This window comes from Flavonifractor sp. An112, assembly GCF_002161085.1.
In the GTDB taxonomy this organism is placed as follows: Bacteria; Bacillota; Clostridia; order Oscillospirales; family Oscillospiraceae; genus Flavonifractor; species Flavonifractor avicola.
Genome location: NZ_NFLU01000002.1, coordinates 128,604 through 144,713, shown reverse-complemented (window position 1 = coordinate 144,713; position 16,110 = coordinate 128,604). Strand labels below are relative to the sequence as shown.

Sequence of the window (16,110 nt, the reverse complement as noted above, 5' to 3'; positions counted from 1 at the left end):
AGCGTTATTGTCAACATTGAGGAGTCATTTGCTCCTTTCAGAAGAGAGCCAGCGAAACGCTGGCTCTTTTCTTTTGGCAATCTTTTGAGGGGCTTGTCTGTGTGGAAAAGCTATGATAGAATAGCCGCAGAAAGGAAGTATGTCATGCTAACCAATATCACAAATATTTCTCCCGAAGAGGCCGAAGAGACCATTCAGACCGTAACCGGCTTTTTCAATGACCTGAATCTTCAGAAGATCATTACCATCATTCTGCTCTTTGTGGGCTGCATGGTGGTCATGAAAATCATCCTCCGTCTGACCGACCGGGCCTTCCTCCGCCTGGAGATGGAGAAGAGCCTCCATACCTTTATTCATGCCGCCCTGCGGGTCATTCTGTGGCTCATTACCGTGTGCATCGTGCTGGACTATATCGGCGTGCCTATGACCAGCCTGGTGGCGGTGTTGGGCGTGATCGGTTTGGCCGTATCCCTAGCCATTCAGGGGACCTTGTCCAATTTAGCGGGAGGCATTCAGGTGCTGGTGTCCAAGCCCTTCAAAGCGGGGGATTATGTGGAGGCCGGCGGCGTCAGCGGTACCGTAAAGGAAGTGGGCCTGGCCTATACCAAGCTGAGTACCATCGACAACAAGGTGATTTCGGTACCCAACGGCCAGATCTCCGCTGAAAAGATCATCAACTATACCACGGCGGAGCAGCGGAGGGTGGACTTGAAGTTTACCACCTCCTATGACGATGCGCCAGAAAAGGTGATTGCCGCCATCAAGGGAGTCATCGGCGCCCATCCTAAGGCTCTGTTTACACCGGAACCCTTTGTCCGGGTGTCGGCTTATCTGGACAGCAGCATCGAGTACAGTGTCCGGGTATGGTGCGCTACCGCAGATTATTGGGATCTGTACTACGATCTGCTGGAACAGGTCAAAGCTGCCTTTGACGCCCAGGGCATTGAAATTCCCTACAACCATTTGAATGTGCATCTGATTCGGGAGCAACAACAGGGTGAGTGACAGCGGAAGAGAGTAAGCAGCGGGTGGCTTGCTTCATCTCTATGTGCCTATGAAAAATGGCCGCGAAAGCGGCCATTTTTTGTAGGGTGCCGATGGTTTTAAGCTGCTGCCTCATCTAGCCTGGCATCTCCAGCCCATGGATGAATCCGCCTAACTGGGGAGAGAGTACATCTCCGCCAATGACGGTATTCTTGTAAATCAGCAGTCCGGCCTGGATGCCGGTTTCCCCTGTAGGGTAGTTGCTGATTTCATAGGTATACCGTTTGACCCGCTTGCCGCAATATTCCGTCAGATCGAAGCCCTGGGAGGATTGGAGCTCCAGGTATTGGGTGTAGCTGTCATCGAAGGACTCTGGAATGAGCAGTTCCTCCACGGCGGAGGGTTCCTGAGAGACCTGCCACCCATAGCTCTCCAGATATGCGATCCGATCCTCATTGGATTTGACGCCGGTGGGACTGACCACGCCGGAGACCGCCGTATCCCGGCCGCCCAAACCTGCCGCAGTCAGCAGGACCCCGCAGACTACCACAGCAGCGGCGGCCACAGCCAGTATAGGTCCTTTACGGACCCTGGCGGTAATAATAAACACAGCGCAACGCCCCTTTCCCAAAGTGCTGATACTCAAAGAGTATGTGCCTATGGTGCCGGTTATGACAGAAAAGGGGAAAGCTGATAAGGAGGTACGTCATTGGAACGTCTGGACAAAATTTTGGCCAATACGGGCCGATGGTCCCGGAAGGAAGTCCGGGAACTGGTGCGGGCCGGGCGAGTAGCGGTAAATGGTGTCCCGGTTCATTCTCCGGAGGGAAAATGGGATCCCGCCGCCGAATTTGCGGTGGACGGTGTTTCCGTTTCCGGGGAGCGCATGGTCTATCTCATGCTCCATAAGCCGGCTGGATTGGTGTCCGCCACCGAGGACCCCAAACAGCCCACGGTGCTGGAACTGCTGCCCGACCACCTAAAACGGGTGGGGCTGTTTCCGGCAGGACGGTTGGACAAGGATACCGAAGGCCTGCTGCTGCTTACCAATGACGGTGTGCTTGCCCACCGGCTGCTGGCGCCCCGACGCCATGTGGATAAGACCTATTTTGTCCAGGTGGAAGGGCAGTTGGATGAGACGGATGTAGAGGCTTTTTCCACCGGCATGACTTTGGGAGACGGGCTGGTGTGTATGCCTGCCGGTCTGGAGGTGCTGGGGCAGCCTGATACTGCCATCGTCACTCTGCGGGAAGGAAAATATCACCAGATCAAGCGGATGCTGGCCAGCCGGGGCAAGCCGGTGCGCTACCTCAAACGCCTCACCATGGGCCCGCTGAAACTGGATCCCGCATTGAAGCGGGGAGAATGGCGACCTCTGACCGAGGAAGAGATGGCGGCATTGCGTCTGGCAGCGGGAGTATGAGCGGAGGTTCTCCCCAGAGTTGGCAATTTTTTGCGTCTTTTAGTCAATATCACCAAAAAACTTTGAAAAAGCTATTGAAAAGAGCAAAAAGAACCGGTATAATAGTGACTGTTGAATGAACAGTTGCGTCAAGAACTGTCTGAAGAGGAAATAGGGCACTCAGCCCGTGTGTGTTGCGTGTAATAGACAGAGTATCCCAAAGTGGGGATTAATATAAGGAGGCATACAACCATGTCCAGCAGAATTTTCCAAAGCGTTGTCTTACAGATGAAAGACAGCACCGAACGGGCCATTGGCGTGATCGATTCTGAGGGAACGGTTGTGGCCTGCAACGAACTCAGCTGTATTGGGGAACACTGGCCTGGTGCAGTTGAGGCGGTAAACCGGGGCGAGGGAGACACCGTCCGCTTTGAGGGCCGTACCTTTAAGGCACTGGCCGGCTGGGGTTCCCAGTTTGACTATGCGGTCTTTGTCAAGGGTGAGGATGCCGAGGCTACTATGGTTTGTTCCATGGCTACGGTGGCCCTCAACGGCGCCAAGACCTATTATGAGGAGAAGCACGACAAGGCTACCTTTGTCAAGAATATTATTTCCGACAATATCCTTTTGGGTGATATCTATGTTCGGGCCAAGGAGCTGCACTTTGTCTCCGAGGCGCCCCGGGCGGTCTTCCTGATCCGTCAGGTGGAGACCACCGATCCGGCCCTCATTGACGTGGTCCACGCCCTGTTCCCCGACAAGCAGGTGGATTTTGTGCTCTCCATCAGCGAGACCGACGTGGCCCTCATCAAGCAGCTCAATGATGGGGCTGAGACCCGGGATCTGCACAAGATCGCCAAGCAGATCGAGGACAAGATCAACGAGGAACTCCATATCCGGGTGGTCATCGGCATCGGTACTATCGTGGGCCATATTCGGGAACTGGCCCGGGCCTACAAGGAGGCTGGCATTGCCATTGACGTGGGCCGGGTGTTCGACACCGAGAAGAGCATCATCAACTACGAGAATCTGGGTATTGGCCGGTTGATCTACCAGCTGCCCACCACTCTGTGTGAGATGTTCCTTCAGGAGGTCTTTAAGAAGAATCCCATCGACGCACTGGATCAGGAGACCCTGTTCACCATCAACAAGTTCTTTGAGAACAACCTGAACGTGTCTGAGACTGCCCGGAAGCTCTTCGTTCACCGGAATACCCTGGTATACCGGCTGGAGAAGATCAAGAAGCTTACCGGCCTGGACCTGCGGGAGTTTGACGATGCCATCACCTTCAAGGTGGCTCTGATGGTTAAGAAGTATCTGATTTCCCGCGGTATCGACAACTAAAAGAAACCATATCAGCCGCAGAGGACGTCGGTGACGACGTCTTCTGCGGCACGTGAGTTTGTCCCCAATCCTGTAAATGAGGTACACAGCGTGATACGTCTGATCGATATTCAAAAGTCCTATGACAACGGGACCAAGGCCCTGAAAGGGGTCAATCTGCGCATTGACGACGGAGAATTCGTCTTTTTGGTGGGTCCTTCCGGCTCCGGTAAATCCACCATTCTGAAGCTGATTACCGCTGAGATCGCCCCCACCGGCGGGCGGCTCATGGTCAACGGCTATAACCTGAACAACATTACGCCTCGGCAGGTGCCCTATATGCGGCGCACGCTGGGGGTTATTTTCCAGGACTTCCGCCTGATCGACAAGAAAACCGTGAAGGAAAATCTGGTCTTTGCCATGCAGGCGGTGGGAGCCTCTTCCCGGGAAATCCGCAAGCGGGTGGCCTATGTGCTGGATCTGGTGGGTCTGCTGGAGAAGGGGGATCAGCGCCCCGACCAGCTCTCCGGCGGTGAGCAGCAGCGTGTGGCCATCGCCCGGGCTCTGGTGAATAATCCCCAGATGATCATCGCCGACGAGCCCACCGGCAACCTGGACCCCATGCGCTCTCTGGAGATCATGATGCTGCTGGAGCGCATCAACGAGTTGGGTACCACCGTGCTGGTGGTCACTCACGAACGGGAACTGGTCAACCGCTTCTCCAAGCGAGTGGTGGCCATCGAAAACGGCAGGATCATCAGCGACGAGACAGGCGGGTATTACAACAATGAGACAACGATATAATTTTGGCTATCTGTTTTCCGAGGGCTTTCACAGTATTTTTACCCACGGATTTATGTCCTTTGCGGCAGTGTGCATGATTGTGTGCTGTCTGCTTATCATGGGTTCCTTCTCTTTGGTGGCGGTAAACGCCCAGCACAACTTCTCCGACCTGGAGCAGGAGAACCAGTTTACCGCGTACATCGATGAGACCCTTTCTCAGGAGGAGGCCCGTGCCCTTCAGGATGATATTGAGGCTGTGCCCAATGTGGCGCGGGCTGAGTTTGTCACCAAGGAAGAGGCCCAGGAAGAATTTGAGGCTGACTATGAGGGCAATCCCCTCTTTGAGGGCCTGCCCTCCAGCGTATATCGCGACCGGTTCCACATCTATCTGGAGGATATCAGCAAGCTGGCCGAGACCGAGACGGCGGTAAAGCAGGTGGCGGGCGTGGCCTCCACCAAGTCTGCCCCTGAGATCGCCGAGGGTTTTACGGTCATCCGCAATATTGCAGGCGGTGTGGCCCTGATCCTGGTGGCCATCCTTCTGCTGGTGAGCCTGTTCATCATCTCCAACACCATCAAGCTTGCCACCTTTAACCGGCGGGAGGAGATCGCCATCATGAAGATGTGCGGCGCTACCAATGCCTTTGTGCGCTGGCCCTTTGTTTTTGAAGGCATGATCCTGGGCGTCACCGGCGCGGTGGTTGGCTTCTTCCTCCAGTGGGGGGTATATACCCTGGTCAGCCGTGCCATCGGCGGTACGGACACCATTGATCTCATCAAGGTGCTGCCGTTCCAGCCCATGGCCCTGTGGGTGTTTGGGGCCTTCCTGATTACCGGTCTGCTCATCGGTGTGGTGGGCTCCATGTTGGCCATCCGCAAGTTCCTGCAGGTGTGATCCACCTGCGTCATCCGGAATAAGGAGACCTTATGAGACGGAAACATCCCAGACTCCGGCTTTTGTGCGGGGTGCTGGTTCTGGCATTGTGTACATCGGCTGCCACCCAGGCGGGAGCGGTGACTCAGAGCGAGATCGACGCGCTGAAAAAGGAACAGCAGGAAAGCCAGGCCAAGCAAGCGGCGCTGAAAGACCAGCTGTCCGATATCAAAGAAAACCAGGCCGCCGCTCAGCAGAAGCGGCAGATTCTGACCCAGCAGTTGGACGCCATCAACGCTGAGATTGCCAACATCGATGCCCAGATCTCCTACTATGACGGAGAGATCGCCCAGAAAGAAGTGGAGCGGAAAGAAGCGGAGGCCCGGGAGGCGGAGCAGTACGACCTGTTCTGCCAGCGGGTACGGATGATGGAGGAACAGGGAACGGTGTCCTACTGGTCCATCCTCTTCAACGCCGACAGCTTTTCTGATCTGCTGGATCGCATCGCTGACGTGGACGCGGTGATGGCCTATGACAACCAGATTATGGACCAGCTTGTCGCCACCCGGCAGGAGCTGGAGCGGGTCCAGGGAGAACTGGAGAGTGCCCGAGCCGAGGAGCAGGAGGCCCGTGACCAGCAGGAAGCGAAAAAGGCGGAGCAGCAGGCCAAGGTGGCAGAAGCCCAGAAGCTGCTGGATCAGATCAACGCGGATGCCGCCGAGGTCAACCGGCAGCTGGAGGCAGAGGATGCCGCCGCTGCCAGCATTCAGGCTGAGATCACCCGAAAGCAGAAACAGCTGGAGGAGGAGCGGAAACAGCAGAATGTGACCCTGCCTCCTACTGGTTCGGGATACCAGTGGCCCCTGCCCAGCAGCTGTCTGACCCTCACCTCTGCCTTTGGCTACCGCATTCATCCCATCAGCGGCCAGGCCCACAGCCATACCGGCATTGATGTGTCGGCGGCAGGAGGCACCCCCATCTATGCCACCAAGGGCGGGCAGGTCATCATGTCGGAGTATGGCTCCGGCGCCAACTGGTCCTACGGTAATTTTGTGGTCATCGACCATGGAGACGGAACCACCAGCCTGTATGCTCATATGAGTTCCCGGGCGGTGAGCGAAGGACAGTTGGTAAACCAGGGGCAGACCATCGGCTATGTGGGCAATACGGGCAATTCCAAAGGCAATCACCTGCATCTGGAGGTGCGGGTTGGCGGTCGGCGAGTGGACCCGGAGGGCTGCTTCCCAGGCTTGTCCAATTCCTTTATTCGGGCCTATAATTGGTAAGCGACAGACCTACGGCACAGACAGATAAGGAGAAAAATTGTGGCAAAAAGCGGAAAGAAAACCAATCAGAAACACACCACAAAAAAGGTAGAACCCCGGCGCGTGGTAGTGGGCGTCCTGGCTGCGTTGTTGGCGCTGCTGATGCTCCTGCCCATGGTCAGCATGATTATCAGCAGCGCAGGAGCTGTGACCCAGAGTGAGATCGATGCTCTGAAAAAGGAGCAGGAGGAGAGTCAGGCCAAACAGGATGCCCTGAAAGATCAGCTGGCTGATCTTGAGGCCGATCAGGCTGCTGCCCAGGAAAAGCGGCAGCTGCTGACCGAGCAGCTCAATGCCATCAATGCTGAGATTGCCAACATCGACGCCCAGATCTCCTACTATGACGGAGAGATCGCCCAGAAGGAAGAGGAGCGTAAGGAGGCGGAGGCTCGGGAAGCAGAGCAGTACGACCTGTTCTGCCAGCGGGTGCGGATGATGGAGGAACAGGGGACGGTGTCCTACTGGTCTATCCTCTTCAATGCCGAGAGTTTCTCCGACCTGCTGGACCGCATTGCCGATGTGGATGCGGTTATGGCATACGACAATGAGGTCATGGACCAGCTGATTGCTACCCGAGAGGAGCTGGAGCGGGTCCAGGGCGAGCTGGAGAGTGCACGGGCCGAGGAGCAGGCAGCCAAGGAACAGCAGGAGGCCAAGAAGGCCGAACAGCAGGCCAAGGTGGCTGAGGCTCAGGCCCTTGTGGATCAGATCAACGCGGACACAGCCGAGGTTAACCGCCAGTTGGATGCGGAGAGCGCCGCAGCTTCTGAGATCCAGGCAGAGATCGCCCAGAAGCAGAAGCAGCTGGAGGAGGAGCGGAAGCAGAATAATATTGTGATCTCCTCGGAGACCGGTTATCTGTGGCCGCTGCCCGGATATTACCGCCTGTCCTCGCAGTTTGGTTATCGTATTCATCCCATAACCGGCGTGGCCCACAGTCACACCGGCATTGATATCCCGGCGGCAGGCGGAACGCCTATTCTGGCTGCCAAGAGCGGGCAGGTGGTCACCTCTGCCTATCACTACTCCTACGGCAACTATGTGGTCATCGACCACGGCAACGGTAACTCTACCCTGTATGCCCATATGAGTTCCCGTGCGGTGAGCGAGGGCCAGATGGTAACCCAGGGGCAGGTGATCGGCTATGTGGGTACCACCGGCAGTTCCACCGGCAATCATCTCCACTTTGAGGTGCGGGACAACTATACGCGGGTGGATCCGGAGAGCAAATTCCCGTCGCTGAATTTGACTCCCCCGTGGTAAAATTGAATGGTACATGAGGGCGGAGGGGGCAACCCCTCCGCCCTTCTTTGCTTATTACGTTCAGAAAGGAAATGATACAGTATGCGAACCAAACGCTTCTCCGCCCTCCATCTGATCATCCTGCTGCCGGTCACCATGCTCCTGACGGCAGGGGTGCTGCTGGCTGTTTTCTATGGAATCTTCGGCAAGGAGGGCCTGTCCCTGTTGGAGGGCCTCTACTTGGTCAACAGCCGGTTTGTGGGAGAGTACGATGAGACGCAGGTGGTGGATTCTGCCCTGAGCGGTATGGTGGACGGTCTGGGAGACCGGTGGAGCTACTACCTCACAGAGGAGGAGTATGAGGCACAGAACCAGCGCCGCACCAACCAGTATGTGGGCATCGGTGTTACAGTGAACTATGAGTCGGAAGATGGCCTGACCATTGTAGAGGTAATAGAAGGCGGTCCTGCAGAGGCTGCCGGCCTCCAGGGCGGTGAAGTGATTACCGCGGTGGACGGCTTCTCTCTGGCCGGTGAGGCCCGCTATGAGGGTGCTGAGCGTATCCAGGGCGAGGAGGGGACAACTGTTACCCTGGAGGTCCTGGGAACGGACGGGGAGACCCGTACGGTGGAGGTGACCCGGGCCAGCCTGGACAGCGATCCGGTCACAGCCAAGATGCTGGAGGGCAATGTGGGCTATGTGGCCCTGGCCAATTTCTACGACCACAGCGCTGACCGATTGAAGGAAGAGGTGACCCGTCTCCAGGAAGAGGGCGCCGAGGCGCTGGTATTTGATATGCGCAACAACGGCGGTGGTTACCTCAGTGAGCTGACCGAAATGCTGGACTTCCTGCTGCCCGAGGGACCCATCTTCATCAGCAGGGACCGGGCAGGCAATGAGGAGGTTACCCAGTCGGATGCCGCCTGTGTGGATCTGCCCATGGCAGTGCTGGTCAATGCCAATACCTACTCTGCCGCTGAGTTCTTTGCTGCCGAGCTCCAGGAGCAGGGAGTGGCGGTCATTGTAGGCGAGCCCACCAGCGGGAAGGGGTATTCTCAGCAGACCTTCGCCCTGCCCCACGGCGGCGCTATGGCCATCTCTACCGGGGCCTATTTTACCGGCAACGGTACGTCGCTGATCGGGACCGGTTTGACTCTGGATCGGGAGGTCTATCTCACCGATGAGGGAGATGCCCAGCTGGAGGCGGCTCTGGACCTGCTGGAGCAAAACTAACAGGAAACGGGCCTTCCGCAACATCATGTTGCGGAAGGCCCGTTTTAAAATGGCGCTTAGGTGTGATCTTTGTCCCGCAGGTCCCGGAAGAGCAGAGAAATACACCAGATAGCCGCCAGACCAACCAGGGTAAAGATCACGCGGCTGAAGGTGCTGGACTGTCCTCCGAAGAGAAAGCCTACCAGGTCAAACTGAAAAATGCCGATGCTGCCCCAGTTGAGTCCGCCGATGATGGCAAGGACCAGGGCGATCTTGTCCAGGAACATAGGATATGCTGCCTCCTCCAAATTGAGATACCGCTGTTAGCATATCCTGTTTTGTGTGCAATATTCAAAAAATTTAAATGCCGCCATTTAGCTGCCTAAGAGCTTGCCCAGCCAGCTGCGTTTCAGCTTTACCGCCTTGTGGGGGCACAACTCATGACAGCAGTAGCAGCGGATACAGGAGCGGGGGTGGATCTTGGCTGTGCCGTCGGGGCCGGTCATGGTGATGGCTTTGCCGGGACAGGCGTTTTTGCAGATGGCGCACCCCACGCACACCTTGGACTGTACCCTGGGAGTCTGGGACAGCAGGCTCTTACACAGCCGCCCGGCAGCGCCGGTGAGGGGACCCAGAAACTCCATCAGATTGCTCCGCACGTTGGCAGGAAATTTATAGTCCGGGATGCGCAAGTCATCCAGACGGGCGCCGATCAGCTCCACATCCTCCCAACGGGTGGGAGACAGCCCCCGGGCCTCCGCTGCCAGCAAAACGGGGTTGCTGTTTCGGGGCAGCCCCATAATCTCCCCGGCGATCACATCCAGAGCCAGAGGATTATCTGAGAGCAGAAGCAGGCCTACCTGTCTGGGCGTACCGGAGGAGCCGGGACCTTCCCCCTCCATGGCCAGAACGGCGTCCATGACGCTGAGGCGGGGCTTCATAAAGCCAATGAGATCCAACAGCACCTGGGCAAACTGGGCCTGATCCGGGTGAGAGCCATGGAAACCCACCTTGGTCAGGCCGGGGATCAGACCGAAGCTGTTTTTGACCGCGCCGGTCATGCCCATAAAGACATGGGTCTTCATTTTGCACAGATCAAAGATGCCGTCACAGTCCAGAGCGGGGGAGATGATTTCGGCCTGCCGGAGCACCTTTCCCTCCGGCAGCTCTACTAAACGGGCGGAGGGGTCCATGCAGACCTCGCCACCGGACTCCTGAGCAGCCTGGGCCGTGCCGGTCTTTTCGTACAGATTGCGGAGTACCGATTCCTTTTGAAGCGCGCCGCCGGGACTGTCTGCGATGACGGCAGTACCCCCGGCCTCCCGGATCAGCTTGGCAATAGCGCCGATCACCGCCGGGTGGGTGCAAACCGCTGCTTCCGGCGGGACGGGGCGGAGCAGATTGGCCTTCAGCAGGATGCGCTCACCCGGCTGGACAAACCGGGAAATTCCGCCCATCCGCTCCACCGTTTTCCGCAGCGCAGTCTCCGCTTTGGCGTAATCGGTGCAGGAGACGACGTAAACCTGGTTTCCCATCACGCCAGAGACTTGGGCCCGAAGCCGTGGGGGAGCAGCTCATGGAGGGGCAGGCGAACGAAGTCCCGGTCAGAGCGGCCCACCAGAACCGTCAGGTCGGGAGCAAATTCGTAAAGCATCTGACGACAGGCACCGCAGGGCCAGCAGTAGTCGGTGGAGTTGCCCACCACAGCCAACCGGACAAAGTCATCCTGGTGGCCCTCGCTCACCGCCTTGACCAGAGCGGTGCGCTCGGCGCAGATGGTGGAGCCGTAGGCGGCGTTTTCCACATTACAGCCGGTGAATACCGTCCCGTCGGCGCACAGCAGGGCGGCGCCCACAGGAAAATGAGAGTAGGGGACATAGGAGCGTTCCAACATGGTAAAGGCCAGATCCACCAGTTCCCGGTCGGTCATAGCAATCCCTCCTGACAAATAAAAAGGTGGTAAAATGAGATTGGGTTCTCATTTTACCACCTTTTTTCAGGTGTGACAACTACCATTCATACCTTTCCGGGAAAGGGGACCCGGTGGACCAGCAGAATGGAGACTCCGCCGGTGACCGTTCCGGTGATGAGAGAGCACAGCAGCAGGGGGGGCAGATAAACCAGAGGAGCGGGAGTGCCCAACACGACCATAGCAGCCAGGATCTGTCCGGTATTGTGAGCGGCAGCGCCGGCAATGGACACGCCGAACAGGGACAGGCCGGGCAGCCGCAGCAGCAGGGCCATGACACCAAGGGCCAGCAGACCGCCGGTGAGAGAGAAGGCCAGTGCCATCAGGTTGCCTCCCAGCAGGGAACCCAGCAGACAGCGGGCAATGAGAATCAGCAGAGCCTCCCGACCGGACAGACGGCACAGGGCGTACACGGTGACCAGATTGGCCAGGCCAAGCCGCAGGCCGGGAAGGGGGAAAAGAATGGTCAGTGGGACCAGGCCCTCCGCCACGGAGAGAGCCAGGGCCAGGGCCGTGAGGACTGCCGAGCGGGTGAGCCGTCGGAGGGAAACAGACACAGGCGAACCTCCTTCCAGGAAAAAAGAAACGCAGGTGGGGAACTTTTCAGCCTGTTACCGCGTCAAAGGGTTCAGGCTCCGTACCGGACAGGGAGATGACCAGCCGATTGGGCAGACAGATGATCTGCTGCCCCGGGCGGCTGATCCAGCCGGTACGCACACAGTCCTGACTGGGACAGTCGCTGTGTTCAATACAGATACGGCCCTGTTCCGCCCGGATGGTGAGGGGGTAGGCTGCCCCTTCCACATCCAGCGTAACCGGCTGGGACAGCTGATCCAGGCGATACTGGGCCACTGTCTCGCCATCCAGGGTGATGACGGCGGTGACGGCGCTGCCCTCTGCAGGGCGCAGCAGGAATACCAGAAGTACCGCGAAAGCCACTACAGCCAGTACGACCAGACCGTCCCACAGGGTGGGACGGCGGCGATCAGCGGCGGGCGATCTCATAGGTATACCCCCGATCCTCACCGGCGGGGCGGTAGCCCGCCTCCAGACCTTCGGTGACGATTACCCTGTTGTCCTCCGTACACAGCACCAGCTCAAAATCATCCCTGCTGCGCCAGAAGTCCAGCGCCTCCTCCGGACCGGCTACAAACAGGGTGGTGGAGAGAGCGTCGGCCAGCATATGGTCGGAGGAAATCACCGTCACAGACAAAAGACCGCTGTCGGCGGGATAGCCGGTTTTGGGATCGATGATGTGGTGATAGGTCTGACCGTTTTCCTCAAAATAGCGCTCATACCCGCCGGAGGTGGAGGCGGTTTGATCTTCCAGAGAGAGGACGCACAGAGCCTCCGAGGTGTTCTGCGGGTCTTTGACCGCCACCTGCCAGGCGGAACCATCCAGCTTACTGCCAATGGCGGTGACGTTGCCGCCCAGATCCAGCAGAGCAGAAGTAACGCCATACTCTCGCAGTACGGCGTCCGCCCGGCCGGCGGCAAAGCCTTTGGCCACTGCGCCCAGGTCTACTTCCATACCTGCCTGCTCAAGTCGGGCAGAGGAGGAGGCCTCATCCACAATGAGGGCTTCGCTGTTCACCAGAGACATAGCGTCGGCCAGAGCCTCAGCTGAAGGAACGTGGCGCTCCTCCTTGGTAAAGCCCCAGGCGTCCATCACAGGCGCGATGGTGATATCAAAGCAGCCGGGCAGCAGCTGAGAAACTGATTTGGCAAAGGACAGCAGATCTGCCACCTCGGCATCCAAAGAGATCAGGGTACCGTCTCCGGCATGGCTGTTGAGAAGAGAGATCTGGCTGTCCGGATTGGTGCGGGAAAGCAGCTTGTCCAGACGTTCGACCTCCTGCCGGGCGGCCTGGATGGCATCTTCGCCGCCTTCGTTATATACACGGATGGACATGACGGTGTCCATGGAAAAGAACTGGACCTGTGCAGGTTCCGCATCGGCAGAGGGGGCGGTGCAGCCAGCCAGGAAAAGCAGGCAGCAAAGGAAAGGAAGAAAACGCTTCATGATTGACTCCATTCTGCATGGTGCGGCTCCGCCAAAGACCGATGGCGCCGCGGTTTCGGACTTTTTTGCAGACCTTATTCTAGCATAGTTTTTCACGATTGAAAAGAGAAAAGGGATTCTTGACTTGCAATATGCGGCAGATTCTGATAAACTATATGGGATTGATGATTCAGGGTTGTTCGCCATATCTGCCGAACACTTTGCCACAGGAGATGGATACATGAATAAGAAAGAACAACAGAAAGCCCAGCGCGCACGGGAAGAAGACATCGTTCTGACTAAGGTCCTCTGGTGGATTCTGGGCGCTGTGGTGCTGGAGGCTCTGCTCCTTCTGCTGAACAAGGTATATGTAAACTTTACCACTGAACAGGTCTATATTGCGGTAGCCCTTCAGGGAATGTTCAATGTATTGTCCATTGTACTGCCGATCTGCTTCGTGGTTTTGCTGATTTGGACCCTGGTATTCTGGCGTGCAGGCCGTTCTCTTTGTCTGCCGGGGGTCCTGACCGGGATTTCTCTGGTGCTGGCCGTGTGTGCGGTGGTCATTCATTACTTCTATGACAAGGGCATCAATTTCCTGTACATCGCGGTGCCTGCGGTAGCCGTGCTGGCGCTGATTTACTATCTCTACCAGCGGGAATTTTTCTTTGCTGCGGTACTCGGTGCTTTGGGCCTGCTGGGCGTTAAGGTTGCTGCTCAGGCTGCCAGCAGTCCTCTGGTGGGATATGGCTATCTGGCTGTACTGGCCGTGATCGTTGTGGTTGCCGCCGTGTGCTTCCGGATGCTCCAGGCTCACAAGGGTGTGTGGAACATCAAAGGTAAGAGCAAGGAAATCCTGCCCAAGAACGCGAACTATGCCATGCTCTATGTGACCTGCGCCCTGGTCGCCGTGGTGGTAATCGCGGCGTGTGTGCTGGGGGCCCTGGCACTGCTGTACGGCGTATTGGTAGCTTGGCTGCTGATCTTGGCGGTCTACTACACTGTGCGTCTCATGTGATTGTGTGAAAGAATAAAAAAGCCCGGTTCGGCAAAGGCCGAACCGGGCTTTTTTATTACAGAAGAGCCAGACCGTTGATTACCAGCTTGAACTGGAGACTCAGGTGCTCGGCCGCCCGGCGGCACAGAAGCATCCGCTCTAAAAAGATCTCGAAGTAGTCCATAACAGCGCAGAACTCTGTATTGATGGTCAGAGTCAGGGTAATGGTACCCGCATCCTTGTCCAGCGAAAGATCGGAACGCTCGGCGGCGTAGTTGACCCGATCATGGATGTCAAAGCTTTGGTGCTCCTTGTTGCGGACCCGGCTGCGGCGCACGTCTGTCTTGTCAGCAAGGATCAGGGCGGCGGCCACAGGATTGACCGGGAAGGCGGTAGAGTCGTCGTGATGGCCGATGGCGGTGATGACAGCGGCTACATCTGCCGGTTCCATTCCCATCTTATCCAAAATACGAAAGGCCATAACCGCGCCGGTTTGGGCGTGATCGTGGCGGTTGACCACGTTGCCGATGTCGTGCATAAAACCAGCAATGCGGGCCAGTTCCTGCTGATGAGCATCATAACCAAGCTGGACCAGAATGTCAGCAGCGACCTCAGCGCAGCGTGTCACATGGGCAAAGCTGTGTTCTGTAAAACCCAGTGCCGACAGCGAATGGTCAGCCTGTGTGATATAGGTGCGGATCTCTTCCGATTGGCGTACCATCTGATAACTGATTTTCATACCGGGATTTCCTCCTCTGCCAGATAGCCTGCTCTCTCATCATAACCAAGGAAGGCCTGTTTTGCAAGTTGGAGAAAAATTTTTCTGGACTGTGTAAAAAAGCGTTGACAAATAGCAAATGGTATGCTACTATATTCTGGCTGACGTACTTAACAACAGTCAGCGCCCATGCGGGTGTAGTTCAATGGTAGAATCCCAGCCTTCCAAGCTGGTCGCGTGGGTTCGATTCCCATCACCCGCTCCATACGCGCCTGTAGCTCAGGTGGATAGAGCAACTGCCTTCTAAGCAGTGGGTCAGGGGTTCGAGTCCCTTCAGGCGTGCCATTTTCCCGTTCGGTTTTTCCATATGGTGGGTGTAGTTCAGTTGGTAGAGCATCGGATTGTGGTTCCGAGTGTCGCGGGTTCGAGTCCCGTCACCCACCCCATAAACGCATGGCGGAAGGGCCGGAGCGTCCGCTCCGGCCCCTTTGCTATTGACCAGCCATGTTGGGGTGTAGCCAAGTGGTAAGGCACGGGACTTTGACTCCCGCATTCGCTGGTTCGAGCCCAGCCATCCCAGCCATATGACTCGTTAGCTCAGTCGGCAGAGCAACTGCCTTTTAAGCAGTGGGTCCGGGGTTCGAATCCCCGACGGGTCACCAAAAAGAAAACCCTGTAGCTTCACGGCTACAGGGTTTTTTCTTACTCTTGCAACGGAAAGAGCGATTCCGTTTTACATTGTGCGTTTCCGATTTCTGTAATTAAAAACCTGGTTCAGATGCAAAAATTGCACACGCCGTTACACACGGAGCTGAGAGCAGTTAGCGCTCCCAGCTCTTTTTACTGATGTCCATATTGCACTCGATCCCGGGTCGCTGCTTCTGCATAGCCTCAAAAGCGCTGATAGCTGCGCGGCGCTCGGTTCCGGGGTATTTGGTCTAGTGCTCGGTATCTTCGTGGCCGTCCTCATAGACACGGACCAGGCGCAGGGTGTAGGTCACGCGCTTGTCATACCATCCTTTGTGCCGGATCAGGTCAAGGCGGAGTTTATAAGGCATAGTCGCAAGGACCGCGTACCGCTCTGCAAGGGCCTGCCGGTAGCCCTTGAGGGCTTCCAGCGCCTCCTCCATACGCTGGATGGTTCCGGCGGCGCTACGGTCGTACAGCGCTACGCCGTCGGTGTCGGTCAGCTTGTCCGGGCGGCGCAGGTGGTCAAAGATCTTGATCTCGGCCTCGTCACCTCTCCAGCTATGGGCAAAAAGTTCTTGCCAGGTCATAA

General features: G+C 57.1%; 18 protein-coding genes and 5 tRNA genes. 14 read left to right on the top strand and 9 right to left on the bottom strand.

Annotated elements, in window-relative coordinates; genetic code table 11:
* The first annotated feature begins 144 nt into the window (after positions 1–144).
* A complete protein-coding gene (locus B5E56_RS02280) occupies positions 145–1,005 on the top strand; it encodes a mechanosensitive ion channel family protein (RefSeq protein ID WP_087328858.1) in 861 nt (286 codons plus the stop codon).
* Between the two features lie 115 nt (positions 1,006–1,120).
* Here B5E56_RS02280 and B5E56_RS02275 read toward each other — a convergent pair whose 3' ends face one another.
* Positions 1,121–1,594, bottom strand: a complete 474-nt coding sequence (locus B5E56_RS02275; protein ID WP_087187748.1) for a DUF4830 domain-containing protein — start codon at positions 1,592–1,594, stop codon at positions 1,121–1,123.
* A 99-nt stretch (positions 1,595–1,693) separates the two neighbouring features.
* On the opposite strand from B5E56_RS02275, the gene B5E56_RS02270 reads away from it, so the two are divergent.
* From B5E56_RS02270 to B5E56_RS02240, 7 genes are all read left to right on the top strand, one after another.
* On the top strand, positions 1,694–2,407 hold the full coding sequence (locus B5E56_RS02270; protein ID WP_087388272.1) for a pseudouridine synthase: 714 nt from the start codon (positions 1,694–1,696) through the stop codon (positions 2,405–2,407).
* 231 nt (positions 2,408–2,638) lie between these two features.
* Positions 2,639–3,730, top strand: coding sequence for a PucR family transcriptional regulator (locus B5E56_RS02265; protein WP_087187750.1), 1,092 nt, complete (start codon positions 2,639–2,641; stop codon positions 3,728–3,730).
* 90 nt (positions 3,731–3,820) lie between these two features.
* On the top strand, positions 3,821–4,513 hold the full coding sequence (ftsE, locus tag B5E56_RS02260) for a cell division ATP-binding protein FtsE (RefSeq protein WP_087187751.1): 693 nt from the start codon (positions 3,821–3,823) through the stop codon (positions 4,511–4,513).
* On the top strand, positions 4,497–5,387 hold the full coding sequence (ftsX, locus tag B5E56_RS02255) for a permease-like cell division protein FtsX (RefSeq protein WP_087266772.1): 891 nt from the start codon (positions 4,497–4,499) through the stop codon (positions 5,385–5,387). Before ftsE ends, ftsX begins: the two co-directional genes overlap by 17 nt.
* Before the next feature lie 32 nt (positions 5,388–5,419).
* Entirely contained in the window at positions 5,420–6,652 is a 1,233-nt protein-coding gene (locus B5E56_RS02250) for a murein hydrolase activator EnvC family protein (RefSeq protein ID WP_087388270.1), read from the top strand.
* Positions 6,653–6,691: 39 nt separating this feature from the next.
* On the top strand, positions 6,692–7,954 hold the full coding sequence (locus B5E56_RS02245) for a murein hydrolase activator EnvC family protein (RefSeq protein ID WP_242958740.1): 1,263 nt from the start codon (positions 6,692–6,694) through the stop codon (positions 7,952–7,954).
* 81 nt (positions 7,955–8,035) lie between these two features.
* A complete protein-coding gene (locus B5E56_RS02240) occupies positions 8,036–9,166 on the top strand; it encodes a S41 family peptidase (protein ID WP_087388268.1) in 1,131 nt (376 codons plus the stop codon).
* 56 nt (positions 9,167–9,222) lie between these two features.
* On the opposite strand, the gene B5E56_RS02235 is transcribed toward B5E56_RS02240, so the two are convergent.
* From B5E56_RS02235 to B5E56_RS02210, 6 genes are all read right to left on the bottom strand, one after another.
* Positions 9,223–9,432, bottom strand: a complete 210-nt coding sequence (locus B5E56_RS02235; RefSeq protein ID WP_087187755.1) for a DUF378 domain-containing protein — start codon at positions 9,430–9,432, stop codon at positions 9,223–9,225.
* Between the two features lie 87 nt (positions 9,433–9,519).
* Entirely contained in the window at positions 9,520–10,680 is a 1,161-nt protein-coding gene (locus B5E56_RS02230) for a DUF362 domain-containing protein (RefSeq protein ID WP_242958738.1), read from the bottom strand.
* A complete protein-coding gene (gene cdd, locus B5E56_RS02225; protein WP_087388263.1) occupies positions 10,680–11,075 on the bottom strand; it encodes a cytidine deaminase in 396 nt (131 codons plus the stop codon). Before cdd ends, B5E56_RS02230 begins: the two co-directional genes overlap by 1 nt.
* Before the next feature lie 86 nt (positions 11,076–11,161).
* On the bottom strand, positions 11,162–11,671 hold the full coding sequence (locus tag B5E56_RS02220; protein WP_087388261.1) for a Gx transporter family protein: 510 nt from the start codon (positions 11,669–11,671) through the stop codon (positions 11,162–11,164).
* A 46-nt stretch (positions 11,672–11,717) separates the two neighbouring features.
* Positions 11,718–12,119, bottom strand: a complete 402-nt coding sequence (locus tag B5E56_RS02215) for a NusG domain II-containing protein (protein WP_087187759.1) — start codon at positions 12,117–12,119, stop codon at positions 11,718–11,720.
* Positions 12,100–13,137, bottom strand: a complete 1,038-nt coding sequence (locus tag B5E56_RS02210) for an FAD:protein FMN transferase (RefSeq protein WP_087388259.1) — start codon at positions 13,135–13,137, stop codon at positions 12,100–12,102. Before B5E56_RS02210 ends, B5E56_RS02215 begins: the two co-directional genes overlap by 20 nt.
* Positions 13,138–13,357: 220 nt before the next feature.
* On the opposite strand from B5E56_RS02210, the gene B5E56_RS02205 reads away from it, so the two are divergent.
* Positions 13,358–14,134, top strand: coding sequence for a hypothetical protein (locus B5E56_RS02205; RefSeq protein ID WP_087187761.1), 777 nt, complete (start codon positions 13,358–13,360; stop codon positions 14,132–14,134).
* A 55-nt stretch (positions 14,135–14,189) separates the two neighbouring features.
* On the opposite strand, the gene B5E56_RS02200 is transcribed toward B5E56_RS02205, so the two are convergent.
* Positions 14,190–14,852, bottom strand: coding sequence for an HD domain-containing protein (locus B5E56_RS02200; RefSeq protein ID WP_087388258.1), 663 nt, complete (start codon positions 14,850–14,852; stop codon positions 14,190–14,192).
* 170 nt (positions 14,853–15,022) lie between these two features.
* On the opposite strand from B5E56_RS02200, the gene B5E56_RS02195 reads away from it, so the two are divergent.
* From B5E56_RS02195 to B5E56_RS02175, 5 genes are all read left to right on the top strand, one after another.
* Positions 15,023–15,096 (top strand) — tRNA-Gly (locus B5E56_RS02195).
* A 3-nt stretch (positions 15,097–15,099) separates the two neighbouring features.
* Positions 15,100–15,176, top strand: a tRNA-Arg gene (locus tag B5E56_RS02190).
* Positions 15,177–15,201: 25 nt separating this feature from the next.
* Positions 15,202–15,277 (top strand) — tRNA-His (locus B5E56_RS02185).
* 62 nt (positions 15,278–15,339) lie between these two features.
* A tRNA-Gln gene (locus B5E56_RS02180) sits at positions 15,340–15,414 on the top strand.
* 3 nt (positions 15,415–15,417) lie between these two features.
* Positions 15,418–15,493 (top strand) — tRNA-Lys (locus B5E56_RS02175).
* 276 nt (positions 15,494–15,769) lie between these two features.
* On the opposite strand, the gene B5E56_RS02170 is transcribed toward B5E56_RS02175, so the two are convergent.
* The gene (locus B5E56_RS02170) at positions 15,770–16,108 is read right to left on the bottom strand and encodes a hypothetical protein (RefSeq protein WP_087388256.1); all 339 of its coding nucleotides are present in this window, start codon (positions 16,106–16,108) and stop codon (positions 15,770–15,772) included.
* Positions 16,109–16,110 lie beyond the last annotated feature (2 nt).

Coding starts and splice junctions, on each gene's coding strand:
- B5E56_RS02280 (WP_087328858.1), top strand. CDS start 145: ATGCTAACCAATATCACAAATATTTCTCCCGAAGAGGCCGAAGAGACC.
- B5E56_RS02265 (WP_087187750.1), top strand. CDS start 2,639: ATGTCCAGCAGAATTTTCCAAAGCGTTGTCTTACAGATGAAAGACAGC.
- ftsX (WP_087266772.1), top strand. CDS start 4,497: ATGAGACAACGATATAATTTTGGCTATCTGTTTTCCGAGGGCTTTCAC.
- B5E56_RS02250 (WP_087388270.1), top strand. CDS start 5,420: ATGAGACGGAAACATCCCAGACTCCGGCTTTTGTGCGGGGTGCTGGTT.
- B5E56_RS02240 (WP_087388268.1), top strand. CDS start 8,036: ATGCGAACCAAACGCTTCTCCGCCCTCCATCTGATCATCCTGCTGCCG.
- B5E56_RS02235 (WP_087187755.1), bottom strand. CDS start 9,432: ATGTTCCTGGACAAGATCGCCCTGGTCCTTGCCATCATCGGCGGACTC.
- B5E56_RS02230 (WP_242958738.1), bottom strand. CDS start 10,680: ATGGGAAACCAGGTTTACGTCGTCTCCTGCACCGATTACGCCAAAGCG.
- cdd (WP_087388263.1), bottom strand. CDS start 11,075: ATGACCGACCGGGAACTGGTGGATCTGGCCTTTACCATGTTGGAACGC.
- B5E56_RS02215 (WP_087187759.1), bottom strand. CDS start 12,119: ATGAGATCGCCCGCCGCTGATCGCCGCCGTCCCACCCTGTGGGACGGT.
- B5E56_RS02210 (WP_087388259.1), bottom strand. CDS start 13,137: ATGAAGCGTTTTCTTCCTTTCCTTTGCTGCCTGCTTTTCCTGGCTGGC.
- B5E56_RS02205 (WP_087187761.1), top strand. CDS start 13,358: ATGAATAAGAAAGAACAACAGAAAGCCCAGCGCGCACGGGAAGAAGAC.
- B5E56_RS02200 (WP_087388258.1), bottom strand. CDS start 14,852: ATGAAAATCAGTTATCAGATGGTACGCCAATCGGAAGAGATCCGCACC.
- B5E56_RS02170 (WP_087388256.1), bottom strand. CDS start 16,108: ATGACCTGGCAAGAACTTTTTGCCCATAGCTGGAGAGGTGACGAGGCC.